The sequence below is a fragment of the Ectobacillus antri genome, from assembly GCF_003852715.1.
Lineage (GTDB): Bacteria > Bacillota > Bacilli > Bacillales > Bacillaceae_G > Ectobacillus > Ectobacillus antri.
In genome coordinates this window covers 1-25,129 of record NZ_RIAV01000007.1, presented here as the reverse complement: position 1 = coordinate 25,129, position 25,129 = coordinate 1, and the positions used below count along the sequence as shown (strand labels likewise).

The following is a 25,129-nucleotide window of genomic DNA, read 5'->3' as shown; positions in this document are numbered from 1 at the left end:
CATCATACATATTCAGCCTTCGCTCATATTTTGTTTGCCGTATTGCTCATTGTTGCCATGGCGGCCCTTTTGCGGCAGTTGATTGCTGTCGGCATTACCCCTTGCGCTAGCTGCACTCACAGCACCTTTAGAAGGATTTTTCTTTTGCTTGCCCATGTTTATCACCTCCGTTTCCTAGCTTTTCCAAATTTAAAGAAGTCATGTAAGTGCAAATAAAAAAAGAATCACCTTAGCGATTCTTTTTTGCTCTGTATACAGTGGTTGTTGATTTCCAGTTCTTTCAATCCTCTATGCCAACCAACAAGTACAGATTATCAATTAACAAAGCTTATTTTGCAAATGTATAGTTTAAATCCCAAATCACGCCAAACGCGTCCTGTACCTTGGCAAATTTAGCTCCCCAAAATGTATCTTGAAGCTCCATAAATACAATGCCATTTGCGCTGAGACGTTTGTAGAGCGTTTGAATCTCTTCTTCACTTTCCAATTCCAGAGCTAAGGAAATATTGTTACCTTGATGAACAGATTGATTTAAAAACGCATCGGACACCATGAAAAATAAATCATCTTTTTTAAATTGCGCGTGCATGATTTTGTTATCCATCTCTGGAGGTGTCGGAAACTGTGCTTCTCCAAACGTTTGCATGCCGATAATTTCTCCTTCAAATACTTCCTTGTAATACGTCAATGCTTCGCGCGCGTTGCCCCCAAATGTTAAATACGGTGTTGCTTGATGCTTCATCCCAATCTCTCCCATCGTTATGTAGTTGGTTCATATCTATTATAAAAGATGCACATGCAAAAAAACAAGAACATTTGTTCTGTTTTAAAGAAAGCCACCGACACGGTAGTTTCCGCTGTCTATATGAAAGGCAATGATGCAATATGACAAAATGATAGCAGTGTAAATTTTTATTTTTAAATTTATTGCGAAAATTCATTCAATATCATATATTTAATAGTAGGAAGCTCATTCAGCCGTTGGGAGAAGTTTGCGCAAAAATTGAATGAGTATTCATTCAAGAATTAAGGGGGAGAATGGAATGTTTCAAATTAAAAAAGCAGCCGTTCTCGGATCCGGCGTCATGGGGTCAGGAATTGCTGCACATTTGGCTAACATTGGAATTCCAACACTATTACTAGACATCGTACCGAAAACGCTTACAGTAGAAGAGGAAGCAAAGGGCCTTACGCTAGAAAGCAAAGAAGTCCGCAATCGATTCAGCAACACAGCCGTGCAAAAGCTGTTTAAGCAAAAGCCGGCACCTCTTACTTCTAAAGAAAATGCAGCTTTAATTCAACCTGGTAACTTTGATGACGATTTCTCTCGTCTTGCAGATGTGGATTGGATTATTGAAGTGGTGGTTGAGAATCTTGAAGTTAAAAAACAAGTTTTTGCTCGTATAGATGAAATTCGTAAGTCAGGTACGATTGTTAGTTCCAATACATCTGGTATTTCGGTAGAAAAAATGGCAGAGGGGCGTTCCGAAGATTTCCGCAAGCACTTCCTAGGCACGCATTTCTTCAATCCCCCGCGCTACTTAAAGTTACTTGAAGTCATTCCAACGCAAGACACGTCCACAGAAGTACTAAGCTTTATGAAAACCTTCGGTGAAGATGTACTCGGTAAAGGTGTTGTTGTCGCGAAGGATACACCGAATTTTATTGGCAACCGCATCGGCACATATGGCTTACTTGTCACACTGCAGGAAATGCTAAACGGCGGTTACAGCGTCGGGGAAGTAGATTCTGTGACGGGCCCGCTAATTGGTCGCCCGAAAAGCGCAACCTTTCGCACGCTTGATGTGGTAGGACTTGATACATTTGTTCACGTTGCGAACAACGTATATGAAAATGTACAAGAAGAAGAGCGCGAGGTATTTAAAGTACCAGCATTCATGCATGTGATGCTTGAAAACAAATGGCTCGGAAGCAAAACGGGGCAAGGCTTTTTCTTAAAGCAAGGAAAAGAGATTCTGGAATTGAATCCGGAGAACTTGCAATATGAAGCACGTAAAAAACTAAAGGCACCGTCTGTAGAACTGAGTAAACAGGAGAAGGGTCTTAATAATAAATTAAAAACGCTTGTATATGCAAAGGACCGTGCCGGTGCATTACTTTGGAATATTTTAACACCAACTCTTTTATATGCAGCAAAACTGAACAAGGAAATTGCAGATGATATCGTTGCGATTGACAACGCCATGAAATGGGGCTTTGGTTGGCAATACGGCCCGTTTGAAACATGGGATGCAATCGGTGTTCGCAAGTCTGTTGCAAGACTGAAGGAGCAAGGCAAAGCTATTCCGGCATGGGTAGAAGAGATGCTAGATGCAGGCTTTGAAACATTCTATAAGCACGAAAACGGCGATGTATTGTATTACGATAACGGTGAATACAAGCTACTTCAGCGAAATAAAAAAGCGATTAGCTTAAAGCAATTAAAGGAAAAGAACGGTGTGTTAAAGAAAAACAGCGGAGCGAGCCTTGTTGACTTAGGAGACGGTGTGCTTTGCCTGGAGTTCCACTCTCCAAACAATGCGATCGGCATGGATATCACGCAAATGATTAACTATGCGATTGACGAAGTGGAAAAGGGTTATAAGGGTCTTGTTATTGGTAACCAATCTAAAAATTTCTGTGTTGGTGCGAACCTAGCGATGATTTTAATGGAAGCGCAGGACGATAACTACTTTGAAATTGAGTGGGTTGTGAAACAATTCCAAGATGCAATGATGAAAATTAAATATAGCGCTAAACCAGTCGTTGTGGCGCCTTATGGAATGACGCTTGGCGGCGGAGCGGAGATCTGTTTACCGGCTGCAAGCATTCAAGCATCTAGCGAAACGTATCTTGGTCTTGTGGAAGTTGGGGTTGGCTTAATTCCAGGCGGTGGCGGAAACAAAGAGCTGTATATTAAACACCTAAACAAAATGGCAAAAGGTGTGGAGTTCGACCTGCAAAAGGTTGCCAATAAAGTATTTGAAACCATTGCGATGGCGAAGGTGTCTACTTCTGCGCAGGAAGCATTTGAAAACAATTTCCTTGGCGATAAAGATGGCATCAGCATCAACGGCGACCATCTATTATATGATGCAAAACAAAAGGTTATTGAATTGTTTGAAGCAGGCTATAAAGCGCCAATTCGCAAAAAGGTACCGGTTGTCGGTGAAACAGGATACGCCACGCTTGTTCTTGGTGCACAAGCAATGCATTTGTCCGGCTATATCTCTGAGTACGATTTAACGATTGCAAAAAAACTTGCTTACGTTATCGCTGGAGGTAAAGTACCGTACGGAACAGAGGTGGATGAGCAATACTTGCTTGACCTGGAGCGCAAAGCGTTTTTAAGCCTTGTACAAGAAATGAAATCACAGGCAAGAATGCAGCACATGCTTGTAAAAGGAAAACCGTTACGAAACTAAGAGGAGGAAAGAACATGAGAGAGGCCGTAATTGTAGCAGGAGCAAGAACACCGGTCGGCAAAGCGAAAAAAGGTTCCTTGGCGACTGTTCGTCCTGACGACTTAGGTGCATTGGTAGTAAAGGAAACATTAAAGCGTGCAAACAACTATGAAGGCAACATAGATGACTTAATTATCGGGTGTGCGATGCCAGAAGCGGAGCAAGGTTTAAATATGGCTCGCAACATTGGCGCGCTAGCAGGATTGTCCCATATGGTGCCTGCGATCACAATTAATCGCTATTGCTCTTCCGGCTTGCAAAGTATTGCATACGGAGCAGAGCGCATTATGCTTGGTCACTCTGATGCAGTAATCGCCGGCGGTGCAGAATCTATGAGTCTTGTACCGATGATGGGGCATGTGGTTCGTCCAAACAGCCGCCTTGTTGAAGCTGCGCCTGAATACTATATGGGCATGGGACATACAGCAGAACAAGTAGCTGTGAAATATGGTATCAGCCGTGAAGAGCAAGACGCTTTTGCAGTGCGCAGTCATCAGCGCGCGGCAGCTGCTTTGCAGGCAGGTCGTTTTGCGGATGAGACGGTCCCAGTGGATGTAACGCTACGCGGCGTGGGCAGCGATAACAAGCCATACGAAAAATCCTTCACATTCTCTCAGGATGAAGGTGTTCGTGCTGATACAACGGCAGCAGTGCTTGGTAAATTACGTCCGGCGTTCAATGTGCGCGGTTCTGTAACAGCGGGTAATTCTTCGCAAATGAGCGACGGTGCCGCAGCGGTATTACTCATGGACCGTGAAAAAGCGGAAAGTGATGGTTTGAAGCCACTTGCAAGGTTCCGTTCTTTCGCAGTAGCGGGTGTGCCGCCAGAAGTAATGGGGATTGGACCAGTAGCAGCGATACCTAAAGCATTGAAGCTCGCAGGTCTTGAACTTTCTGATATTGGTTTGTTTGAACTAAACGAAGCGTTTGCTTCGCAATCTCTTCAAGTTATTCGTGAGCTTGGTCTTGATGAAGAAAAGGTAAATGTAAACGGCGGCGCCATTGCACTTGGTCATCCTCTTGGCTGTACCGGTGCGAAGCTGACCTTATCTCTTGTACACGAAATGAAACGCAGAAATGAGCAGTTTGGTATCGTCACAATGTGTATTGGCGGCGGTATGGGCGCAGCGGGCGTATTCGAATTATTGTAATTATCTGAGCCCTCCTCGGAGGGTATTATCCACATAATGAAAACAGGAGGCATTCCAAATGGAAAAAACAACAATCAGTAGCGCAGTAAAGGGCGGTAGCTTTTTAGTTGATGACATTACATTTGAGCAAGTGTTCACACCGGAAGATTACACAGATGAGCATAAATTAATTGCAAAAACAACAGAAGACTTTGTGGTAAACGAAGTATTGCCAGAACTTGAGTATCTTGAAAAGCATGAGTTTGATCGCTCTGTACGTTTGTTGAAGGAAGCGGGCGAGCTGGGTCTTTTAGGTGCTGACGTTCCAGAGGAATACGGTGGTATCGGTCTTGATAAAATTAGCTCCGCATTAATCTCTGAAAAGTTTTCTCGTGCAGGCGGCTTTGCGATTACGCACGGGGCGCACGTTGGTATCGGTTCACTTCCAATCGTATTGTTTGGTAACGAAGCGCAAAAGCAGCAATATCTTCCTGCTCTTGCAACAGGTGAGAAGCTGGCAGCATATGCATTAACTGAGCCAGGTTCTGGTTCTGACGCGTTAGGTGCAAAAACAACAGCTCGCTTGAACGCAGAAGGTACACATTACGTACTAAACGGCGAAAAGCAATGGATTACAAACTCCGCATTCGCAGACGTATTTGTTGTATATGCAAAAGTGGATGGCGAACATTTCACAGCATTTATCGTAGAGCGTGATTTCCCAGGTGTATCCACAAGCCCTGAGGAAAAGAAAATGGGTATCAAATGTTCTTCTACACGTACATTAATCTTAGAAGATGCACTTGTACCAAAAGAAAACGTACTCGGAGAAATTGGCAAAGGTCACGTAATTGCATTCAATATTTTGAATATCGGTCGTTACAAATTAGGTGTAGGTACGGTGGGATCTTCCAAGCGTGCACTTGAAATCTCTGTACAATATGCAAATCAACGTCAGCAATTTAAGCAACCGATTGGCCGCTTCCCGCTTATTCAAGAAAAGTTGGCAAATATGGCTGCGAAAATTTATGCAGCAGAGAGCTCTGTATATCGTACAGTTGGTTTATTCGAAGCTCGTATGAGCACATTAACAGATGAAGAAGTGAAAAATGGGAAAGCAGTAGCGGATTCTATCGCAGAGTATGCGATTGAGTGCTCTTTGAATAAAGTATTCGGTTCTGAGGTTCTTGATTATGTGGTGGATGAAGGTGTACAAATTCACGGTGGCTACGGCTTTATGGCAGAATACGAGATTGAAAGAATGTACCGTGATTCCCGTATTAACCGTATTTTTGAAGGAACAAATGAAATCAATCGTTTGATTGTACCTGGTACATTCCTTCGCAAGGCAATGAAGGGAGAGTTGCCATTGCTTCAAAAAGCACAGCAGTTGCAGGAAGAGCTTATGATGCTGATGCCAGAAGAAGTGGGCGATGAGCCATTAGCACAAGAAAAGTATTTAGTGCGCAATGCGAAGAAAATTGGCTTGATGATTGCTGGTCTTGCAGTACAAAAGTATGGCAAAGCGCTTGATAAAGAGCAAGAAGTACTTGTGAATATTGCTGATATCGTCAATAACCTGTATGCCATGGAGTCCGCAGTCCTTCGTACAGAAAAAGCGATTAAAACAACAGGTTTGGAAAAGAGTAATCAAAAGCTGCTTTATACACAAGTATTCTGTCAAGAAGCGTTCAATGAAATTGAAGCGCATGCAAAGGAAACGCTAATTGCGACAGAAAACGGCGATACACTTCGCATGATGCTATCAGCATTACGTAAATTTACACGTTATACACCAGTAAACGTAATCGCGAAAAAACGCGAAATCGCAGCGAAATTGCTAGCAGAAGAGAAATACGTTCTATAATAATAAAGCCCCCTTGGTCGAGGGGGCTTTTACATTATTGTCAGACTAACACAAATCGAGGTGGCGGAGCTATGGATTAAAAGTTCTGTCTCATCCATACGTTTATCGCAGTAAGATGACAATTAATTTACATAAGCAGCGTGACACATAATCTCGATGATAGAGCCAGGTGCGCCTTCTAGATTATTGAAATAATCATCAGTTCCTCCTTCGCCGATTTTATAATTTGGATTATTGTTATCGTAATACTCTACAATTGCTCCGAAAATATCAGAAGTTGCTTTATTCAAGGTGCGCGATTCATTTTGATAGATTAGGTTGAATGATTTTCTGTTACAGCATGTGTTAATTCGTGTGCGATAACATCAAGTGCGCCGGAATGAATGTTGTACCATCACCATACATTGTTCATCTCAAAACGCATTGTGTAAAATATAATCATTGCAGGATGCATGATGAGTGTGACGAATATATAAAGTTTGAACGTAGGATATGAAAAATGTATAGCTCTGTGTTAAAATAGGGCATAAAGAAGAAGTGGGTGAAGAGATGGTAGTAACATTTTATACATATCCCAAATGCGGAACATGCCAAAAAGCAAAGAAATGGCTAGATGAAAAGGATGTTGCGTATGAAGCGGTTCATCTGGTAGAAAATCCGCCAACAAAAGAAACACTTGCGGTGTTGTACGCAACAAGCGGCTTGGAGCTGAAGAAATTTTTTAATACAAGCGGTATGAAATATCGCGAGCTTGGACTAAAGGATCGTTTAAAGGATATGAGCGAAGAAGAGATGCTTGCTCTTTTAGCTTCTGACGGTATGCTCATTAAGCGACCGATTGTGTCTGATGGTAAAAAAGTAACTGTTGGATTTAACGAAGAGCAATTCGAGAAAATGTGGTTATAAGGGAGAAATACCGATTTGGTATTTACATAATAATAACACTCACATGGAGGGGACTTACATGAGCATTCCTAAAGAATTACGTTATTCAGAAGAACACGAGTGGGTTAAAATTGAAGACGGCAAGGTAATTGTTGGTATTACTGATTTTGCACAACATGAGCTTGGCGATATTGTATTCGTAGAGCTTCCAGAAGTTGGTGCAGAAGTGAAAGTAAACGAGCCGTTCGGCAGCGTTGAATCAGTTAAAACCGTATCTGAGCTGTATGCACCTGTAAGCGGCAAAGTGGTACAAGTCAACGACGCACTTGGAGATAGCCCTGAGCTTGTAAATGAATCACCGTATGGAGACGCTTGGATGATTGTTCTAGAAGTATCTGACATGAGTGAAGTAGAAAGTTTGATGAATGCAGAGCAATACGAAGAAATGACAAATCAAGGCTAACGCCTACAGGCCCTACCGCATCGCGGTAAGGGCCTTTTTAAACTGACCGGAATAAGCATGAAACTGACCGGAATAAGCATGAAACTGACCGGAATAAGCACAACTTGCATAAAGAATGTCCATTTTTCGCACAAAAAGTGGATATTTGCTTTTGTAGAAAAGCGGGAAAGCTACAGAAAAGTGTCGCATTCCACAACAGACAGGAAACAAGACGAAAGTACAGAATATACTATATACTAAAGTTGTATCATAGTCTAAATGAGTCAGGTGATGCCGAGTGATAGAAGTGGAAAAAGTAATAATTGTGGAAGGAAAATCAGATAAGAAAAAGATTGCGACACTTATTAAAGAGCCTGTAGAAATTGTGTGTACAAACGGCACCATCAGTTTGTCCAAGCTAGATGATATGATTGAACAGTTTTTTGATAAAGAAGTGTACGTCCTTGTCGATGCCGATGAAGCTGGAGAGAAGCTTCGCAAGCAATTTAAACGTGAATTTCCACATGCGGAGCATCTGTATATTGACCGCTCGTATCGTGAGGTGGCAACAGCGCCTGTGCAGCATCTTGCCAGTGTTCTGTTAGGAGCGGACATTGATATTTATACCGAGTATTTATAAGGATGGATAGCATGATAGAGTGGACGGAACAAGAAGCAATGAAACGGGCGATTGAGCCTGGTAAGACAGTGTTATATGCGCATACGCCGCTTTGCGGAACATGTCAGCTTGCGAAAAAAATGCTGACGGTTGTGGAAGCGGCTTTGCCTGAATTAGAAATTGGTATGGTAGATCTCAACTATGCGCCAGATTTGGCGCGTACATATGAAATCGCAAGCGTACCTTGCTTATTGGTGCTTCACGAAGGAAAAGTGGACAAGCAAATTTATGCGTTTCAATCAGTGAATTATTTGTATGATGAGCTAAAATGACAGCTCGACATATTTCTTGGGAAATACAAGGGAATTTGTCGAGTGATTAGACAAGGAACAAGCCGCACGAATAGGGAATAAGTATAAAAAATCGTGCGGGAGTGATACAAGTGAAGGAGCGATTGCTGTCATTTATTGAATACGTCAATGCACAGGATTATGTAGGGCCTTTGTTACCGCTTCAGGAAATCAAGGTGCGTGTGGATATGGGAAACGAAGCTTGTACGTTGCATATTTCTAAGACAGGACTGCATATTTCAGAAGCATCCGATGTGAGCGATTGTCTTCAATTTTCACATGAAGATGATTTACGATCGCTTACAACAGGTATACGTCTGCAGATGCTCGTAAGAATGAAAGGAGCAACGTATAAAGGGACATATCGTACATTATTACTGCTTGAATCCCTCTTTTATCTGTATCGTCCCGCAGCATAAAATCCGGCCGTAGCGCCGGATTTTATGCTTATCTAATGGTTTCCCTATGGGTAATTGGTGAGGATAAAACAATGAGAGTAGAAGATTTGCCGTAGTACATAGCTTTATCAATAAAAGACTCTAGAGTTGTTATATCCTCGGTCACGATTTTTACTAAGTAGCTGTATTGACCAGCAAGACGATGACATTCCGTTACGTCCGTATATGATTGACAAAATTGAACAAACTGCTGACATCTATGTGTATCGAATAAAATATATGCTGTAATATGCTTACCGAGCTTTTTGTGGTTAATTTTAACTGTATATCCCTCAATTACACCTCTATCTTCAAGTTTTTTGATTCTTTCCGTAACCGATGGTGCTGATAATCTAATTTGTTTACTTAACTCTGTAATAGATATACGTGCATTTTCACGCAGGCCCTCTATAATGAGTTCATCGATTTCATCAATCATAGTATCTCCTTTTTATTTTAGTTTTTTATGCTTATTTATTAATAAATACTAGGTGATTACCAGGAATTACTTTCATTATCTCGTTTAACTAGATGTATATCAATACTAAAATAAAGATATTACACATAATGGGGGAAGATATATGAACACTCTTTTCAAAAATGTGCCTTTAATTATTATTGATGTTCAAAAGTTTTTTTTACAGCCCCACTGGGGAAAGCGTAACAATCTAGATGCTGAAAGGAATATGCTACGTCTTTTAGAAGGATGGCGGAACTCTCAAAGACCTGTTATTTTTATTCAACATATTTCACCCACGCCTCCTGAAACTTGGTCTGTGCGTGAAAGAGAATTAAGAGAGTTTCAAGTCGGCTTTGAGCCGCTTCCTCATGAATATGTTGTTACAAAAACAGTGAATAGTTCTTTCATTGACACGAATTTAGAAGCACTCTTACGTGAATTAGCGGCACAAAATGTAGTAATTGTTGGCTTAACGACAAATCATTGCGTAGAAACGACAACACGTATGGCGGGCAATATGGGCTTTTCGCCGTTTCTTGTTTCTGATGCTACTGCAACATTTGATCGAATTGGACCAGATGGGCGACTTTATAAAGCACAAGACATTCATAATATGACAATGGTAAACCTTCATGAAGAGTTTGCAACGATTGTTACTACAGAAGATGTACTCTTGGCGTTATAGTTATGTAGAGTAATTGAAGCAATATATGCAAAAACTCAGAAAAAATAACTATTTCCGTATTGACAATATAATCAGACATTGATAAAATTCAAATCATGTCATGCAACAATATTATTTTTATACAATAAATCAGACAACTATGTCTGATTTCTCTTATCAAGAGAGGTGGAGGGACTGAGCCCTGTGAAGCCCGGCAACCGTCAACAATCGTGTTGAAATGGTGCCAATTCCTGCAAAGCGCATGCTTTGAGAGATGAGAGAAAGGCTTATTGACGAATGCTCAAAACCTTTCTGCTCATGCGCGGAAAGGTTTTTTTATGTAAACAGGCCGCTGAAAGCCAACTGTAAGAAGGACGTTGCGGGTTAGATTATATACGTATAAAGAAAATGGGGTGAAAACATGATTGTACTTGAACAGGTACAAAAAATATATCGTGCCAAGCATGGCGATGTAACGGCTGTGCAGGATGTGAGTTTTACGATTAAAAGCGGTGAAATCTTTGGGATTATTGGTTACAGCGGTGCTGGTAAGAGTTCTTTAATCCGTATGCTGAATCAGCTTGAGAAGCCAACATCGGGACGTATTTCAATCGGCAATCGTGTGATTTCTGCGATTAAAGGAAAAGAGTTGCGCGAGGCGCGTCAGGAAATTGGGATGATCTTTCAGCATTTTAACCTATTATGGTCGCGCACAGTTCGTGAAAATATTGCATTTCCATTAGAAATTGCAGGTGTTGCTAAAGAGGAGCGTCAAAAGCGTGTAGAGGAACTGATTCGTCTTGTTGGTCTAGAAGGTAGAGAGAATGCATATCCGTCACAATTGAGCGGCGGACAAAAGCAACGAGTGGGGATTGCACGCGCTCTTGCCAATAATCCGAAAGTATTGCTTTGCGATGAAGCTACTTCGGCACTAGACCCGGAAACAACAGATCAAATTTTAGATTTACTTTTGGATATTAATAAACGTTTAGGACTAACAATTGTTTTAATCACACATGAAATGCATGTTATCCAAAAGCTTTGCGGTCGCGTTGCTGTGATGGAACAGGGGCGTATTGTTGAGATGGGTGAGGTTCTTGAGGTGTTCCGCAATCCACAGCAAGAAATTACCAAGCGCTTTGTTAAGCAGGTAACAGATGTTGCTGATACAAAGGAAGCAATTGAACACCTAACAGAGAAACATCCTAGCGGTCGAATTGTTCGTCTGAAGTTTACAGGCGAGTCTATTGAGCAGCCATTCTTGTATGAGATGATTCGCAACAATAATCTAGAAGTGAACATTTTGCAAGGGAAAATCTCGCAAATGTCGAACGGCTCCTACGGCAATTTAGTCGTACAATTAAATGGTTCGCAAGAGGAGATTGATAAGGCAATTGCCTTCATGAAGGAAAGACTTGTAGATATGGAGGTAATTACAAATGGATAAGTTATTTCCAAATGTAGATTGGGCGGAAATGGCTCTTGCTTCTTGGGAAACGATATATATGACGCTCATTGCAGCGTTTGCCACATGTATTCTTGGTCTTGTGCTAGGTTTGCTACTGTTTATGACGGGCAAGGGAAACCTTTGGGAGAACAAGTCGCTCAATACGATTATTGGCGCCTTTGTGAATATTTTCCGCTCTATTCCGTTCATCATTTTAATTATTTTATTGTTACCATTTACTAAGTTTATAGTTGGTACAATCTTAGGTGCAAATGCTGCGCTTCCTGCGTTAATCATCGGTGCAGCACCGTTTTATGGTCGTATGGTGGAAATTGCGCTTCGTGAAATTGATAAAGGTGTAATTGAAGCGTCACGCGCAATGGGGGCGAGTACAAGCACGATTATTTTTAAAGTATTGATTCCAGAATCTATGCCCGCACTTGTATCCGGTATTACCGTTACAACAATTGCACTTGTCGGGTATACAGCGATGGCTGGTGTAGTAGGGGCAGGAGGACTTGGCAATTTAGCATATCTAGAAGGTTTTCAGCGTTCAAATAATGATGTGACCTTGGTTGCCACTGTGTTGATTTTGGTTATTGTGTTTATTTTACAATTCATTGGCGATCGAATTACAGCACGCCTTGACAAACGATAGAATACTTTGGTGCTCTGCGCCGAAGTTTCTTATAAAAACAAAATTCAAAATTTTTAAAAAGGAGATAAAGAGACATGAAAAAAGTACTATTCACAGCTCTTACTGCTGTATTCGCATTTTCACTGGCTGCTTGCGGAGGAAAAGAAGATAAACTGGTAATCGGTGCATCTAACGTACCACACGCAGAAATTTTGGAACAAGCAAAGCCGATTCTTGAGGAGAAGGGCATTGATCTTGAAATCAAAAAGTTTCAAGATTATATCTTGCCAAACAAAGCGCTAGCTGACAAGGATATCGATGCAAACTATTTCCAGCACATTCCTTACTTAGAGCAACAAATGAAGGAAAAAGGCTACAAATTCGAAGTAGCAGGAAAAATTCACATTGAGCCAATCGGTATTTACTCTAAAAAGTATAAAAACTTAAAAGATTTGCCTGAAAATGCAGAGGTTATTATGAGTAGCTCTGTTGCGGATCATGGTCGTGCGTTATCTCTACTACAAGAAGAAGGCTTGATTAAAATCAAAGATGGTGTTGATAAAACAAAAGCAACTGTAAAAGACATCGCAGAAAACAAAAAGAACTTAAAGTTTAAAACAGATGTAGAAGCAGGTTTGCTCCCGAAGGTATATGAAAACAAAGAGGGCGACATTGTTCTTATTAACACAAACTATGCAATTGATGCAGGCTTAAACCCACAAAAAGATGCAATCGCGTTAGAAGGTTCTGAGTCTCCTTACGTAAACATCATCGCAGTACGCGAAGGTGACAAAGACAAAAAAGGCATCAAAGAGCTAGTTGAAGTACTACACTCTAAAGAAATTCAAGATTACATTAAGAAAGAATATAAAGGTGCGGTTGTACCTGTAAGCGAATAATCTAGAAGAGGCGGCACTGTCCGCTTCTTTTTGTCTTTATTGCACACCTATTGTAGAAAGTAGCTGAATTGTTGCCAAAAGTGGCCGAATTCATAAAGAAGAAGCTTTCCTTGCTTATAAATAACAACAAATGCAAAAGCTAGTAAATGTGAAAAAATTGTTACATTTTAAAGCCGTTTGATATATCATTTTATTTGATATAAAATAAGAATGAGAATAAAATGAGAATGATAAGTTTTCAGGAGAAATTCAAATTTATATAGAGAAAACTGGAGGTATAAGAATGGCTGGTTCTACTTTAGTAATCAAGGACTTACATGTATCCATCGACGACAAAGAGATTTTAAAAGGAGTTAACCTGGAAGTAAAGGGCGGCGAAATCCATGCAATCATGGGACCGAACGGAACAGGTAAATCCACACTATCTTCTGCAATCATGGGGCATCCTAAATATGAGGTAACATCTGGAAGCATCACGCTTGATGGTGAAGATGTATTGGAAATGGAAGTAGATGAGCGTGCACGCGCAGGTCTTTTCTTAGCAATGCAGTATCCAAGCGAAATCAGCGGTGTAACAAATGCTGACTTCTTGCGCTCTGCAATGAATGCACGTCGTGAGGAAGGCGATGAAATTTCTTTGATGAAGTTCATCCGTACGCTTGATAAAAATATGGAATACTTAGAAATGAATCCGGAAATGGCACAGCGTTATTTAAACGAAGGCTTCTCCGGTGGTGAGAAAAAGCGTAACGAAATTTTACAAATGATGATGATTCAGCCGAAGATTGCCATTCTTGATGAAATTGATTCTGGTTTGGATATCGATGCGTTGAAAGTTGTTTCTAAAGGTGTAAACGAAATGCGCGGCGAAGAGTTTGGTTGCTTAATCATCACGCACTACCAACGCCTGCTTAACTATATCACACCTGATTATGTACACGTAATGATGAACGGTCGCGTTGTAAAATCCGGTGGTCCTGAGTTGGCACAACGCCTAGAAGCAGAAGGATATGACTGGATTAAAAAAGAATTGGGCATCGAAGACGAAGCAGAGCAAGAAGCGTAAGCGAGGGGGATATAAATGACAATCGGTACACTACCATTCGACCAAGATTACATTCGTCAATTGGCCGGCAATGAAGCGGCATGGTTGACAGAATTCCGCTTACAAGCACTTGCGCAAGCTGAGGCGCTGCCAATGCCGACTCCTGACAAAACAAAAATTGACAAGTGGGATTTCGTTGGTACAGGTCGCACAGCGACGCAAGAGCCTGTTCGCTCTCTAGAAGAGCTTCCGGAAAGCATTCAAAAGCTGTTGACGGAAGAAACGAAGAATGTTCTTGTACAGCGCAGTGGTACACGCGCATACACAGAGCTTTCACAAGAAGCGCAGGACAAAGGTGTTATTTTTACAGACATCATTACAGCTGCAAGCGAGCATGCGGACCTTGTACAAAAGTACTTAATGAAAGATGGCGTAAAAGTTGACGAGCATCGTCTTACTGCACTTCATGCAGCACTTATCAACGGTGGTGCATTTGTATATGTACCGAAAAACGTTGTATTGGAAACACCTCTGCAAGCAATCTATGTAATGGACGGCGAAGTGAACGCATACAACCACGTATTGGTGGTAGGAGATGCAAACAGCTCCTTTACTTATGTAGAAAACTACGTGGCGGATGAAAATGCTTCAGGTATTGCTAACATCGTAGCAGAAGTTATCTTAGAGCCGGGTGCACAGGTGAAATTTGGTGCGGTTGACTTGCTTGCCAAAGGCATGACAACATATGTGAACCGCCGCGGTTTCATTGGCCGTGACGCGCGTGTAGAGTGGGCGCTTGGCTTGATGAACGAAGGAAACACAATCTCTGAAAACATTACAAACTTAATCGGTGACGGTTCTTTTGCAGATACAAAAACAGTAACAATCGGACGCGGCGAGCAAACACAAAACTTCACAACAAAGGTTGTTCACTTCGGTAAGCACTCCGAAGGCTTTATCTTAAAGCATGGTGTACAAAAAGACAGCGCAACATCTATTTTCAATGGTGTGGGTAAAATCGAGCACGGCGCTTCTAAATCTAACGCGCAGCAAACATCTCGTGTATTGATGCTGAATGAAAAAGCACGCGGTGACGCGAACCCGATTCTTTTAATTGACGAAGATGATGTAATGGCAGGCCACGCTGCTTCTGTTGGACGCGTAGATCCTACACAGCTTTATTACTTGATGAGCCGCGGTATTCCGAAAAGAGAAGCGGAGCGTCTTGTGATTCATGGCTTCTTGGCACCTGTTGTAAATGAACTTCCAATTGAAGGCGTTAAAGCACAGTTAGTAGAGATTATTGAAAGGAAAGTTCGCTAATGGATATTCAAGAAATACGCAAACAGTTTCCGATTTTGCATCAGCAAGTAAACGGCAAACAGCTTGTATATTTGGATAACGCTGCGACATCTCAGAAGCCCATTCAAGTGATTGAGGCTTTAGATCAATACTATAAAGGTTATAACTCCAATGTGCACCGCGGTGTTCATACGCTCGGTACGAAAGCGACCGATGCGTATGAAGGTGCGCGTGAAAAGGTTCGCAAGTTTATTAATGCGAGCTCAATTGAGGAAGTTGTATTTACGCGCGGTACAACAACGGCGCTGAATATGATTGCTAGTAGCTACGGTATGGATAACCTAACCGAGGGCGATGAAATCGTCATCTCTCATATGGAGCACCATGCCAATATTATTCCTTGGCAGCAAGTCGCAAAGAAAACGGGTGCGACATTAAAATATATTCCTCTTCAGCCAGACGGCACCATTTCTCTAGCGGATGCAGAACAAACGATTACACCAAGCACGAAAATTGTTTCCATTATGTATGTGTCCAACGTACTAGGAACAATCAACCCAATCAAGGAGCTAGCGCAAATCGCTCATAAAAACGGTGCAATTATGGTAGTGGATGGTGCGCAAAGTGCACCGCATATGAAAGTTGATGTACAAGATTTGGACTGCGACTTTTATGTGTTCTCCAGCCATAAAATGTGTGGACCTACGGGTGTTGGTGTAATGTATGGTAAAAAAGACATTCTAGAAAATATGGAGCCAGCTGAGTTTGGCGGCGAAATGATTGATTTTGTGGATTTGTATGAATCTACATGGAAGGAATTGCCTTGGAAGTTTGAAGCGGGTACACCGATTATCGGTGGTGCCATCGGTTTGGGCGCGGCAATTGATTTCCTTGAACAAATTGGCATGGATAACATTGAAAGACATGAGCAAGAGCTTGCGCAATATGCGATGGAACGGATGTCAACAATTGAGGGCATTACGATTTATGGACCAAAGCATCGCGCTGGTCTTGTGACGTTTAATATTGATGATGTGCATCCACACGATGTGGCGACAGTGCTTGATGTAGAAGGGATTGCAGTTCGTGCGGGTCACCACTGCGCGCAGCCGCTTATGCGCTGGCTGAAGGCTTCGGCAACGGCGCGTGCGAGCTTCTACATTTATAATACAAAAGACGAAGTCGACACATTTGTTGAAGCACTAGTCAAAACAAAGGAGTATTTCACAAATGTCTTCTAATAATCTAGATGCATTATATCGCCAGGTAATCATGGATCATTATAAAAAACCTCGCAATCGCGGCGTTTTGGAAAATGACAGCGTGACAGTAAACTTAAACAATCCGACATGCGGAGACCGCATTCAGCTAACGATGAAGGTGGAAAACGGCATTGTACAGGATACAAAGTTTGAAGGAGAAGGTTGTTCCATCTCTATGTCCTCCGCTTCCATGATGACACAGGCCATTAAAGGAAAGAAAATTGAAGAAGCATTAAAGCTTGCGAAAATTTTCTCCGATATGATGCAGGGCAAAGAGTACGATGAAAGCGTAGATTTAGGCGATATTGAAGCATTGCAGGGCGTATCTAAGTTCCCGGCGCGCATCAAATGTGCGACATTGGCGTGGAAAGCGATGGAAAAGGGTTTGAACGAACAGCAGTAATGCTTTAGAAGGAGGGAAAACGACATGGCGAAACAAATGCCTGATATTGGCGATTATAAATACGGCTTTAAGGACAAGGACGTGTCCATTTTCCGTGCAAAACGCGGTTTGACAAAGGAAATCGTAGAAGAAATCTCCCGCATGAAGGGTGAGCCGCAATGGATGCTTGATTTCCGTTTGAAATCTTTGGATCATTTCTACAAGCTGCCTATGCCGCAGTGGGGCGGAGACTTATCCGACTTAAACTTTGACGAAATCACATACTACGTAAAGCCTTCTGAAAAGTCTGAGCGTTCTTGGGATGAAGTACCGGATGAAATCAAAGCAACGTTTGATAAGCTTGGTATTCCGGAAGCAGAACAAAAATACTTGGCGGGTGTATCTGCGCAGTATGAGTCTGAGGTTGTGTACCACAACATGAAGGAAGACTTAGAAGAGCTAGGCATTGTCTTTAAAGATACAGACAGCGCTTTGAAAGAAAACGAAGATATTTTCCGCGAGCATTTCGGTAAAGTGGTACCGCCAACAGACAACAAATTTGCAGCGCTGAATTCCGCTGTTTGGTCCGGTGGTTCTTTCATCTACGTACCAAAAGGCGTTAAGGTTGATACGCCGCTACAAGCGTACTTCCGTATCAACTCTGAAAACATGGGACAATTCGAGCGTACGCTTATTATCGTTGATGAAGATGCACATGTTCACTACGTAGAGGGTTGTACAGCGCCTGTGTATACAACAAACTCACTTCATAGTGCGGTTGTTGAAATCATCGTGAAAAAAGGCGGCTACTGCCGTTATACAACGATTCAAAACTGGGCGAATAACGTATACAACCTTGTTACGAAACGTACAGTATGTGAAGCGAATGCGACAATGGAATGGATTGACGGTAACATCGGTTCTAAGCTAACGATGAAATATCCGGCAGTTATTCTAAAAGGAGAAGGCGCGCGCGGTTTGACATTATCTATTGCGATTGCAGGTAAAGGGCAGCATCAGGATGCAGGGGCGAAAATGATTCATCTTGCACCAAACACGTCTTCTACAATTGTATCTAAATCAATCGCAAAACAAGGCGGTAAGGTAACATACCGCGGTATCGTTCATTTCGGTCGTAAAGCAGAGGGCTCTCGCTCCAACATCGAATGTGATACATTGCTGATGGATAATGAGTCTACATCTGATACAATTCCATATAACGAAATCATGAACGACAATATCTCTTTAGAGCACGAAGCGAAAGTGTCTAAAGTATCTGAAGAGCAATTGTTCTACCTCATGAGCCGCGGTATTTCTGAGCAAGAAGCAACAGAAATGATCGTAATGGGCTTTATCGAGCCATTCACACGTGAATTGCCGATGGAGTACGCGGTTGAAATGAACCGTCTAATCAAGTTCGAGATGGAAGGTTCTATCGGTTAATGAAAAAACGCCTGCGATAGCGGGCGTTTTTTTGTACAATAAAGAAAACGCCTATAATGAAGTGCACCTATTGCGCATAGGCTAGAAATAACACATACAAGCTGTTGCCGCAATATGTGTACAAGCTACCGATGTTGCGCGAGAGGAGCGGATTACTTTGGTAACCATTCATTTGTATCACACAAACGATTTACATAGTCATTTTGAAAGTTGGAACCCGATTGCTGGATTTATGCAGCAGGAGAAGGAACGCCATCGTGTCAGTGGTAGCCCTGTATTTATATTGGACATTGGCGATCATGTGGATCGTTATCATACGATTTCAGAAGCAACTGCAGGTAGAGGAAATGTTGAACTTCTAAATGAGGCTGGCTATGATTTTGTCACTATCGGCAATAATGAAGGCATTACATTGCCAAAAGAAGAGCTAGAACGTTTGTATACAAAAGCTGAATTTCCAGTGCTAGTCGCCAATTTGTTTCATCAAGATGGTACAAGACCGCATTGGGTGCGCCCGTATCACATAGAAGAAACAGCAGGCCTTACCATTGCGTTTATTGGTGTAACTGTGGCTTATCCAGACTTTTATGCAAAGCTGGGGTGGTCCATTACCGACCCAATTGTAGCGCTGGAGAAATGCTTGCAAGAAGTACGACAAAAAGCCGATGTAGTAGTACTTTTGTCGCATTTAGGTCGCAATGAAGATGAATACATTGCCACGCATTATGATATTGATGTCATACTAGGTGCGCATACCCATCACTTTTTTGAAAAGGGCATGCTAGTAAATGATACGCTACTCTGCTGCACAGGAAAATGGGGACAATATGTGGGACATGTGCAGCTTGAGATTGATGTAGAGTCCAAGGAAATACTGCAAAAGCGGGCTTCTACGCTATCTGTCAATCAACTCGGTGGCTATCATGCAGATACTCGCTTAGACGTTCTACAAGAGCAAAGCCGGCTCATTTTACAAGAAAAAGTCACCGTTTTACCACATGCGCTACCTGTTGATTGGTTTGCTGAAACAGAATTTACAAGCCTGCTTGCATCGTCTTTAAAAAAATGGTGCGATGCAGAAATCGGAATGGTCAACGCCGGTGTTCTGCTAGAGTCGCTACCTGCAGGAACGGTCACCAAAGGAGATATCCACCGCATTTGTCCGCATCCAATTAACCCCTGCCGTTTGCTTATTACGGGAAAAACGCTACGCGATGTAATTATAAAAGCAATTCGTCCGCAAACAGAGCAAATGGAGATCAAGGGCCTTGGCTTTCGTGGAAAAATTATGGGAAAAATGATTTTTGATGGCGTGCAAATCATTCGAGACAATATACCTGGTAATAAAAAGTTGCTGGAGGAAATTCTTGTAAATAGCGAGCCGCTTGACCTACAGCGCATGTATGCGGTAGGAACAATAGATATGTTTACTTTTGGCTATATTTATCCAGAACTGGCCTTAGCGCCGGAAAAACGATATTATATGCCAGAGCTTCTGCGCGATGTGCTAGAAGACACGCTTGTACGTTCCTCTGTAAATTCGTAACCATCGTTTCCTTACCTTCATACAGATAAAGAAGAGGAGGGAAGCAGTATGATGCATGTAGAACCTATTGTAATTGAAACATATACGTTTATCGCTGTAAGTGTGCAGCTGCCGAAAACGAATTTGCTTGCTGTGATGAGTGATAAAGGCTATATTATGTGCGGTGCGCTTGATGTTGGATTGTTAAATGAAAAACTAAAGGACCGCGGGATTATTGCTGGGAGAGCTGTTGGCGTTCGGACGATTGAGCAGCTGCTCAATGCGCCGCTTGAGTCTGTTACCCATGAAGCAGAACGATTAGGTATTACAGCTGGCACAATCGGCAAGGACGCACTGCTAAAAATGATTTAGATATTGTCCTCCTTTCTTGCATACATATGAAAGTAAGAAAGGGGGATTTTTTTGCGCAAATTTAAGACAACACGTTTTCGACGAGGGCCCCTCCCGTTTCGGCACGTTTTGCTCATCTCTGCTGTTATTTTCGTGGTGTTGGCGCTACAAGGTATATGGCTCGTCAACAAAAGCATTGAACCGACACTCATGACCTATGCCCAAACACAAACGAAGCGCTTAGCCAATGTTATTATTACAAAAGCGATTAACGAGCAGATGGAAGTGGGAAGCAGCAACGCACCTATGTTTACGACGCGAATGGACAATCAAGGCAAGGTATCGACCATTGAATTTAGTGCCGATGCAGTAAACCGTACGCAAAATGCGATTACAAAAGCAGTGGAACGATATCTGCATATGGCAGAACGCGGTGAAATAGACAAATTAGGCATTCGTGGGGAGCCAAAAATCAACTTGGCTAAGAGCTTGGAGGACGAAGGAATTCTATTTGCGGTCCCACTTGGACAGGTGACAAAAAATGCGCTTCTAGGAAACTTAGGTCCTAAAATACCGGTTACATTTACCACAATAGGTGATGTAAAAACAAGTATTAAGCGAGAAGCTAAAACGTACGGTATTAATAATGCACTTGTGGAGGTTGTGGTAGAGGTAGAAGTCAGCATGCAAGTCATCATCCCATTTGAGACAAAGGAAACAGTTGTGAAAACAGACATCCCAATTGCGTTAAGTGCCATTCAAGGTGAGGTACCTGATTATTACAATGGTGGTCAAAATGGAGCTGTACCAGCTTTGCCTCCCGCTAAAAAAGAACGCTAAAGAGTGGGTCTCTTTAGCGTTTTAATTTTGCCCATTCTTTCCGTTCCCAATTGGCAAGATGAATATAAGGATCAAATGCCCACTCGATACGTCCATTATCTTTATACATACCGTAATGCAAATGAGGTGGGAATTTGCCAGAAGTGCCCGGCGGTCCATAGCCTGAGCTGCCGACAAAGCCAATGACTTTTCCAGGTTCAACAATTTTCCCTATCTGTACATCCTTTGAGAATCCGCCGAGATGAGCGTAGTAGTGATAGTTATTTTGTAAATCGCGAATACCGATACGCCAGCCGCCAAGTCGGTTCCATCCCTTTAGCTCGACAATACCATAGCAGGTTGCACGAACCGGTACACCATAGCCCGCAAAAATATCCGTTCCTTCATGCATACGTCGTCCGCCAAAGCTGCGGCGGTCACCAAATGTACTGCGGTAGCTATGGTTGCTACGAACAGGCATGGGAAATGCATTTCCAATTACATCAAGACGTTTATAATGTTTAAACATCTTGGCATATCCTATAATCATATCAACTGTTTTGGAGCGCTTGTAATGCTCCCACAGCATAATTTTGATATGTTCACGGTCATTGCCGAATTGTCCAAGAACAGTGGACATTGTATATAAAATGTCTTTGTCGTTGTTGCGATCTGCATACCCATCACCGTCACCATCTCGGCCCATACCACCGTACAAGCCTATGGTATAGGGATTTTTATCATCCTGATTCGGATTGATATAGCCACCCCACCATTCCGGTGTAAAATAAATGGAAATCACCCCGGTTTCCTTTTTAGGGATATCACGGCGCACACTCCGAACATTACGTTCGTACTGATCAATCGCCGCATAATATTCCCACGGAATAAGAGAGAGAGCTTCCATTTGTTTATAAAGTGTCATGCGTTCCTTATAAATTTCTTCAAGTTCCGAAGCACCAGAGACAGCCTGTAAGTTTTGATCAAGCTCGGCTATGTGTTCCTCGAATTCCCCGTATACTTTTCCGAGCGGAAGAAGCAAACTAACAATTAGAAATGATATGAAATATTTACACACGAAATTGTCTCCTTTCCATGCTACTATATATAGTGTGGGATTTACACGCCGTTTCATAATAGTAAATCAATGGTAAAAAACCACATTTGAGCATTTCCTTTTGTTTCATTTCGGGAGATATGGTAAAGTGAAGAAAGTGGAACGAGCTTATTTTAAAGTGCGGAGTGATTAACATGACAAAAACAACCGAGCATATACGCAAACCAGAGTGGTTAAAAATTAAGTTGAACACGAACGAAAACTACAATGACTTAAAGCGCATGATGCGTTCTAAGAAGCTACACACGGTGTGTGAAGAAGCAAAGTGCCCAAACATTCACGAATGCTGGGCGGTTAGACGTACTGCGACATTTATGATTTTAGGTGATATTTGTACGCGTGCCTGCCGCTTCTGTGCGGTTAAAACAGGCTTACCGACGGAACTTGACCTACAAGAGCCGGAGCGCGTTGCAGACTCTGTTGTAGATATGAACTTAAAGCATGTTGTTATTACAGCAGTGGCACGTGATGACTTAAAAGATGGCGGTGCAGGTGTGTTTGCTGAGACAGTACGTGCCGTACGCCGTAAAAACCCATTCACATCTATTGAAGTCTTGCCATCGGATATGGGCGGGGTATATGAAAACTTAAAAATATTGATGGATGCACGTCCTGATATTTTAAACCATAATATCGAGACGGTTCGTCGCCTTTCCGACCGTGTTCGCGCAAGAGCGAAGTACGAACGCTCACTTGAATTTTTGCGCCGTGCCAAAGAAATGCAACCAGACATTCCTACAAAATCAAGCATTATGATTGGTCTTGGGGAAACAAAAGAAGAAATTATTGAAGCGATGGATGACCTTCGCGCAAATCATGTAGATATCTTAACACTCGGACAATATTTACAGCCGTCTAAAAAGCATCTACCGGTTGTGAAGTATTGGTCTCCGGCCGAATTTGCCGAATTGAAGGAAATTGCATTAAGCAAAGGCTTCAGTCACTGTGAAGCAGGTCCGTTAGTACGTTCTTCCTATCATGCGGATGAACAAGTAAAATCTGCGCAAGAAAACGCTAAAGCAAACTAAACAAGAGGATGTTCCGTAACGGAACATCCTCTTTATTACTATTTCATCTTGGTGTGCATAGTATCGTCCTGTTGGTTGTTGATATGGGGATTCTTTTGCATTTCGCGAATTAACATATCAACAGTTCCTGCGTATTCTTTATCTGTTAAATGTCCTGACTTCAAGCCTTCCATTTGAGACATAATTTTTGTATCATCGGAAACGTAGACATGATAGTAGCTGGGCACAACCGAGAGCGCTGTTTTTTTCACTTGATCTGCGACCAACTTTGGATCCGTCGTATTGGCGCGATACGAAACAAATATCTCGTCATCTGTTACCAGCGTAGCGGCGTCTGTGACATCTGGTAATTTTACTTCCATATCTGTAATGATATTGGCCAAATTTTCACGGTTGACGTAAGCGACTCGGCTTGTATCGTTAGCGCTTGTTAGATTGTTTTTTTGCTGACGAGAATAGCCAAGCTTTGTTGTATTGTAATCCAGCTTTCCATTCATAGAGCGTTGCTCATAAATATCCTTTTTATTGGATAGCAATACGCTACCACCCTGATCTTCGGGAATTGCATTTTGCGGCTTCATTTCAGCAGCATTGTTTATTTGACAAGCGCTGAGCAATAATAAACCGGTGAGCGCTGGAAACAAGTATTTTTGCAATGATTCCACCTCCTTATCCTTATCATTTGTTAACTGAGGTTTTTTCAACTTAGAAATTGTTGGTTGCCTTCGTTTGTGGTAGGATTAGGATAATACTGTGCAGAGAGGATCTTTTGGATATGGAAAAGCATGAGGTGAAACAGACTATCTTAATAAATAACATGACGTATGAACTTATTCAGGATTACCGCAATGGCTTTAATGAAGAAGCATTTAAGGGGCGATATGCGGAGATTTTAAATAAATATGATTACATCGTAGGAGATTGGGGTTACAGCCAGTTGCGCTTGCGCGGTTTTTTTGAAGATCAAAACCAGCGTTCTACGTACGATACCCGTATCAGTACATTGTCCGAATATTTATATGAATTTTGTAACTTTGGCTGTGCCTACTTTGTGTTGAGGAAAGTAAAAAAATAAGCGTGCTGCGCAGTTGCGGCACGCTTATTTTCACATGATTTCATATAGAAATTGCCGAAGCTCTTCAGCTGTTTCTTCGTCCATTTTGTAGGCATATTCGAGATAACCCGGCTCGTCTAAATCATCGCGGCCAATAATTGCAAACAGGTTGCGCAAAATATCCAGAACAAGTACTTTGCCATAATAACGGTCTGAAAACACCAAGGCCAGATCGTGGCGTTGATTCTCCCCGACGAAGCTGACAAACCGAGTTTGTGTTGTTACGGTTTCATCGTATAAAAAAAAGCGCTCTGACATATAAGTCACTCCTTAACGAAATAGTAGTTAGTATCACTATAACAGAGAAAGCTTGCACAGTCGGTGAACTACCCGCCACCTACGCTTCGCTTAGAGGTGGGGGCTTCTAAGGTAATCGTACCTCACGGTACGAAATTGACTTAGCTATCGAGCCTATTCCATGCTCTATATATGATTATGCT

General features: G+C 42.0%; 28 protein-coding genes, 1 pseudogene and 1 riboswitch. Of the genes and pseudogenes, 22 read left to right on the top strand and 7 right to left on the bottom strand.

Going from position 1 to position 25,129, the window contains the following annotated elements; genetic code table 11:
- Positions 1 to 12: 12 nt before the first annotated feature.
- Together EEJ45_RS08880 and EEJ45_RS08875 are read right to left on the bottom strand one after the other, a co-directional pair.
- Positions 13 to 156: a YuzL family protein gene (locus EEJ45_RS08880; RefSeq protein WP_124564456.1), complete on the bottom strand. Its 144-nt coding sequence runs from the start codon at positions 154 to 156 to the stop codon at positions 13 to 15.
- Between the two features lie 172 nt (positions 157 to 328).
- The gene (locus tag EEJ45_RS08875) at positions 329 to 742 is read right to left on the bottom strand and encodes a VOC family protein (protein WP_124564455.1); all 414 of its coding nucleotides are present in this window, start codon (positions 740 to 742) and stop codon (positions 329 to 331) included.
- Between the two features lie 301 nt (positions 743 to 1,043).
- Between EEJ45_RS08875 and EEJ45_RS08870 the strand changes: the two genes are divergently transcribed.
- From EEJ45_RS08870 to EEJ45_RS08860, 3 genes are read left to right on the top strand one after another with little or no spacing between them, the layout of a single operon-like run.
- On the top strand, positions 1,044 to 3,425 hold the full coding sequence (locus EEJ45_RS08870; protein ID WP_124564454.1) for a 3-hydroxyacyl-CoA dehydrogenase/enoyl-CoA hydratase family protein: 2,382 nt from the start codon (positions 1,044 to 1,046) through the stop codon (positions 3,423 to 3,425).
- 14 nt (positions 3,426 to 3,439) lie between these two features.
- Entirely contained in the window at positions 3,440 to 4,615 is a 1,176-nt protein-coding gene (locus EEJ45_RS08865; protein WP_124564453.1) for an acetyl-CoA C-acetyltransferase, read from the top strand.
- 58 nt (positions 4,616 to 4,673) lie between these two features.
- A complete protein-coding gene (locus EEJ45_RS08860; RefSeq protein ID WP_124564452.1) occupies positions 4,674 to 6,461 on the top strand; it encodes an acyl-CoA dehydrogenase family protein in 1,788 nt (595 codons plus the stop codon).
- Positions 6,462 to 6,670: 209 nt separating this feature from the next.
- Here EEJ45_RS08860 and EEJ45_RS08855 read toward each other — a convergent pair.
- Positions 6,671 to 6,840: pseudogene (locus EEJ45_RS08855) on the bottom strand (M4 family metallopeptidase); the annotation flags it as partial.
- A 170-nt stretch (positions 6,841 to 7,010) separates the two neighbouring features.
- On the opposite strand from EEJ45_RS08855, the gene EEJ45_RS08850 reads away from it, so the two are divergent.
- The 5 genes from EEJ45_RS08850 (at position 7,011) to EEJ45_RS08830 (ending at position 9,176) form a co-directional block, all read left to right on the top strand.
- Entirely contained in the window at positions 7,011 to 7,367 is a 357-nt protein-coding gene (locus tag EEJ45_RS08850) for an arsenate reductase family protein (protein WP_124564451.1), read from the top strand.
- 58 nt (positions 7,368 to 7,425) lie between these two features.
- Positions 7,426 to 7,809, top strand: coding sequence for a glycine cleavage system protein GcvH (gcvH, locus tag EEJ45_RS08845; protein ID WP_124564450.1), 384 nt, complete (start codon positions 7,426 to 7,428; stop codon positions 7,807 to 7,809).
- 277 nt (positions 7,810 to 8,086) lie between these two features.
- Positions 8,087 to 8,428 (top strand): toprim domain-containing protein, encoded by a 342-nt coding sequence (locus EEJ45_RS08840; RefSeq protein WP_124564449.1) that lies wholly within the window; start codon positions 8,087 to 8,089, stop codon positions 8,426 to 8,428.
- Between the two features lie 11 nt (positions 8,429 to 8,439).
- Positions 8,440 to 8,739, top strand: coding sequence for a thioredoxin family protein (locus EEJ45_RS08835; RefSeq protein ID WP_124564448.1), 300 nt, complete (start codon positions 8,440 to 8,442; stop codon positions 8,737 to 8,739).
- A 110-nt stretch (positions 8,740 to 8,849) separates the two neighbouring features.
- Positions 8,850 to 9,176, top strand: coding sequence for a hypothetical protein (locus tag EEJ45_RS08830; RefSeq protein WP_124564447.1), 327 nt, complete (start codon positions 8,850 to 8,852; stop codon positions 9,174 to 9,176).
- Between the two features lie 28 nt (positions 9,177 to 9,204).
- Here EEJ45_RS08830 and EEJ45_RS08825 read toward each other — a convergent pair whose 3' ends face one another.
- The gene (locus tag EEJ45_RS08825) at positions 9,205 to 9,630 is read right to left on the bottom strand and encodes an Lrp/AsnC family transcriptional regulator (protein WP_124564549.1); all 426 of its coding nucleotides are present in this window, start codon (positions 9,628 to 9,630) and stop codon (positions 9,205 to 9,207) included.
- 145 nt (positions 9,631 to 9,775) lie between these two features.
- On the opposite strand from EEJ45_RS08825, the gene EEJ45_RS08820 reads away from it, so the two are divergent.
- From EEJ45_RS08820 to yunB, 12 genes are all read left to right on the top strand, one after another.
- A complete protein-coding gene (locus EEJ45_RS08820) occupies positions 9,776 to 10,339 on the top strand; it encodes a cysteine hydrolase family protein (protein WP_124564446.1) in 564 nt (187 codons plus the stop codon).
- A gap of 150 nt (positions 10,340 to 10,489) precedes the next feature.
- A riboswitch (SAM riboswitch) is annotated at positions 10,490 to 10,599 on the top strand.
- 140 nt (positions 10,600 to 10,739) lie between these two features.
- A complete protein-coding gene (locus EEJ45_RS08815; RefSeq protein ID WP_124564445.1) occupies positions 10,740 to 11,765 on the top strand; it encodes a methionine ABC transporter ATP-binding protein in 1,026 nt (341 codons plus the stop codon).
- Positions 11,758 to 12,423: a methionine ABC transporter permease gene (locus EEJ45_RS08810; protein ID WP_124564444.1), complete on the top strand. Its 666-nt coding sequence runs from the start codon at positions 11,758 to 11,760 to the stop codon at positions 12,421 to 12,423. The genes EEJ45_RS08815 and EEJ45_RS08810 overlap by 8 nt, the downstream gene beginning before the upstream one ends.
- A gap of 74 nt (positions 12,424 to 12,497) precedes the next feature.
- On the top strand, positions 12,498 to 13,301 hold the full coding sequence (gene metQ / locus EEJ45_RS08805; RefSeq protein ID WP_124564443.1) for a methionine ABC transporter substrate-binding lipoprotein MetQ: 804 nt from the start codon (positions 12,498 to 12,500) through the stop codon (positions 13,299 to 13,301).
- Positions 13,302 to 13,584: 283 nt separating this feature from the next.
- The gene (gene sufC / locus EEJ45_RS08800; protein ID WP_124564442.1) at positions 13,585 to 14,367 is read left to right on the top strand and encodes a Fe-S cluster assembly ATPase SufC; all 783 of its coding nucleotides are present in this window, start codon (positions 13,585 to 13,587) and stop codon (positions 14,365 to 14,367) included.
- A gap of 15 nt (positions 14,368 to 14,382) precedes the next feature.
- A complete protein-coding gene (gene sufD, locus EEJ45_RS08795) occupies positions 14,383 to 15,669 on the top strand; it encodes a Fe-S cluster assembly protein SufD (protein WP_124564441.1) in 1,287 nt (428 codons plus the stop codon).
- Positions 15,669 to 16,889 carry a cysteine desulfurase gene (locus EEJ45_RS08790; RefSeq protein ID WP_124564440.1) on the top strand — a complete coding sequence of 407 codons (1,221 nt, stop codon included), beginning with the start codon at positions 15,669 to 15,671 and terminating at the stop codon, positions 16,887 to 16,889. Before sufD ends, EEJ45_RS08790 begins: the two co-directional genes overlap by 1 nt.
- Positions 16,879 to 17,313 carry a Fe-S cluster assembly sulfur transfer protein SufU gene (gene sufU, locus EEJ45_RS08785; protein WP_124564439.1) on the top strand — a complete coding sequence of 145 codons (435 nt, stop codon included), beginning with the start codon at positions 16,879 to 16,881 and terminating at the stop codon, positions 17,311 to 17,313. The genes EEJ45_RS08790 and sufU overlap by 11 nt, the downstream gene beginning before the upstream one ends.
- A 24-nt stretch (positions 17,314 to 17,337) precedes the next feature.
- Positions 17,338 to 18,735: a Fe-S cluster assembly protein SufB gene (gene sufB / locus EEJ45_RS08780; protein WP_124564438.1), complete on the top strand. Its 1,398-nt coding sequence runs from the start codon at positions 17,338 to 17,340 to the stop codon at positions 18,733 to 18,735.
- A gap of 157 nt (positions 18,736 to 18,892) precedes the next feature.
- A complete protein-coding gene (locus tag EEJ45_RS08775) occupies positions 18,893 to 20,281 on the top strand; it encodes a bifunctional metallophosphatase/5'-nucleotidase (protein ID WP_281274446.1) in 1,389 nt (462 codons plus the stop codon).
- Positions 20,282 to 20,329: 48 nt separating this feature from the next.
- Entirely contained in the window at positions 20,330 to 20,632 is a 303-nt protein-coding gene (locus tag EEJ45_RS08770) for a YunC family protein (protein WP_124564437.1), read from the top strand.
- A 51-nt stretch (positions 20,633 to 20,683) separates the two neighbouring features.
- Entirely contained in the window at positions 20,684 to 21,451 is a 768-nt protein-coding gene (gene yunB, locus EEJ45_RS08765; protein WP_124564436.1) for a sporulation protein YunB, read from the top strand.
- Between the two features lie 13 nt (positions 21,452 to 21,464).
- Here yunB and EEJ45_RS08760 read toward each other — a convergent pair whose 3' ends face one another.
- Complete coding sequence (locus EEJ45_RS08760) at positions 21,465 to 22,508, bottom strand: M23 family metallopeptidase (RefSeq protein ID WP_380017877.1); 1,044 nt, start codon at positions 22,506 to 22,508, stop codon at positions 21,465 to 21,467.
- Positions 22,509 to 22,681: 173 nt separating this feature from the next.
- On the opposite strand from EEJ45_RS08760, the gene lipA reads away from it, so the two are divergent.
- Positions 22,682 to 23,575, top strand: coding sequence for a lipoyl synthase (gene lipA, locus EEJ45_RS08755; protein WP_124564435.1), 894 nt, complete (start codon positions 22,682 to 22,684; stop codon positions 23,573 to 23,575).
- 38 nt (positions 23,576 to 23,613) lie between these two features.
- On the opposite strand, the gene EEJ45_RS08750 is transcribed toward lipA, so the two are convergent.
- Positions 23,614 to 24,231, bottom strand: a complete 618-nt coding sequence (locus tag EEJ45_RS08750) for a YhcN/YlaJ family sporulation lipoprotein (RefSeq protein WP_124564434.1) — start codon at positions 24,229 to 24,231, stop codon at positions 23,614 to 23,616.
- Positions 24,232 to 24,350: 119 nt separating this feature from the next.
- On the opposite strand from EEJ45_RS08750, the gene EEJ45_RS08745 reads away from it, so the two are divergent.
- A complete protein-coding gene (locus EEJ45_RS08745; protein ID WP_124564433.1) occupies positions 24,351 to 24,650 on the top strand; it encodes a YutD family protein in 300 nt (99 codons plus the stop codon).
- Positions 24,651 to 24,680: 30 nt separating this feature from the next.
- On the opposite strand, the gene EEJ45_RS08740 is transcribed toward EEJ45_RS08745, so the two are convergent.
- Complete coding sequence (locus EEJ45_RS08740; protein ID WP_124564432.1) at positions 24,681 to 24,947, bottom strand: DUF3055 domain-containing protein; 267 nt, start codon at positions 24,945 to 24,947, stop codon at positions 24,681 to 24,683.
- Between the last annotated feature and the right edge of the window lie 182 nt (positions 24,948 to 25,129).

Excerpts from the sequence above, each read along its gene's own strand:
- EEJ45_RS08880 (WP_124564456.1), bottom strand. The coding sequence starts at position 156 with ATGGGCAAGCAAAAGAAAAATCCTTCTAAAGGTGCTGTGAGTGCAGCT.
- EEJ45_RS08875 (WP_124564455.1), bottom strand. The coding sequence starts at position 742 with ATGAAGCATCAAGCAACACCGTATTTAACATTTGGGGGCAACGCGCGC.
- EEJ45_RS08870 (WP_124564454.1), top strand. The coding sequence starts at position 1,044 with ATGTTTCAAATTAAAAAAGCAGCCGTTCTCGGATCCGGCGTCATGGGG.
- EEJ45_RS08865 (WP_124564453.1), top strand. The coding sequence starts at position 3,440 with ATGAGAGAGGCCGTAATTGTAGCAGGAGCAAGAACACCGGTCGGCAAA.
- EEJ45_RS08860 (WP_124564452.1), top strand. The coding sequence starts at position 4,674 with ATGGAAAAAACAACAATCAGTAGCGCAGTAAAGGGCGGTAGCTTTTTA.
- EEJ45_RS08850 (WP_124564451.1), top strand. The coding sequence starts at position 7,011 with ATGGTAGTAACATTTTATACATATCCCAAATGCGGAACATGCCAAAAA.
- gcvH (WP_124564450.1), top strand. The coding sequence starts at position 7,426 with ATGAGCATTCCTAAAGAATTACGTTATTCAGAAGAACACGAGTGGGTT.
- EEJ45_RS08835 (WP_124564448.1), top strand. The coding sequence starts at position 8,440 with ATGATAGAGTGGACGGAACAAGAAGCAATGAAACGGGCGATTGAGCCT.
- EEJ45_RS08820 (WP_124564446.1), top strand. The coding sequence starts at position 9,776 with ATGAACACTCTTTTCAAAAATGTGCCTTTAATTATTATTGATGTTCAA.
- EEJ45_RS08815 (WP_124564445.1), top strand. The coding sequence starts at position 10,740 with ATGATTGTACTTGAACAGGTACAAAAAATATATCGTGCCAAGCATGGC.
- EEJ45_RS08810 (WP_124564444.1), top strand. The coding sequence starts at position 11,758 with ATGGATAAGTTATTTCCAAATGTAGATTGGGCGGAAATGGCTCTTGCT.
- metQ (WP_124564443.1), top strand. The coding sequence starts at position 12,498 with ATGAAAAAAGTACTATTCACAGCTCTTACTGCTGTATTCGCATTTTCA.
- sufC (WP_124564442.1), top strand. The coding sequence starts at position 13,585 with ATGGCTGGTTCTACTTTAGTAATCAAGGACTTACATGTATCCATCGAC.
- sufD (WP_124564441.1), top strand. The coding sequence starts at position 14,383 with ATGACAATCGGTACACTACCATTCGACCAAGATTACATTCGTCAATTG.
- EEJ45_RS08790 (WP_124564440.1), top strand. The coding sequence starts at position 15,669 with ATGGATATTCAAGAAATACGCAAACAGTTTCCGATTTTGCATCAGCAA.
- sufU (WP_124564439.1), top strand. The coding sequence starts at position 16,879 with ATGTCTTCTAATAATCTAGATGCATTATATCGCCAGGTAATCATGGAT.
- sufB (WP_124564438.1), top strand. The coding sequence starts at position 17,338 with ATGGCGAAACAAATGCCTGATATTGGCGATTATAAATACGGCTTTAAG.
- EEJ45_RS08770 (WP_124564437.1), top strand. The coding sequence starts at position 20,330 with ATGATGCATGTAGAACCTATTGTAATTGAAACATATACGTTTATCGCT.
- lipA (WP_124564435.1), top strand. The coding sequence starts at position 22,682 with ATGACAAAAACAACCGAGCATATACGCAAACCAGAGTGGTTAAAAATT.
- EEJ45_RS08745 (WP_124564433.1), top strand. The coding sequence starts at position 24,351 with ATGGAAAAGCATGAGGTGAAACAGACTATCTTAATAAATAACATGACG.
- EEJ45_RS08740 (WP_124564432.1), bottom strand. The coding sequence starts at position 24,947 with ATGTCAGAGCGCTTTTTTTTATACGATGAAACCGTAACAACACAAACT.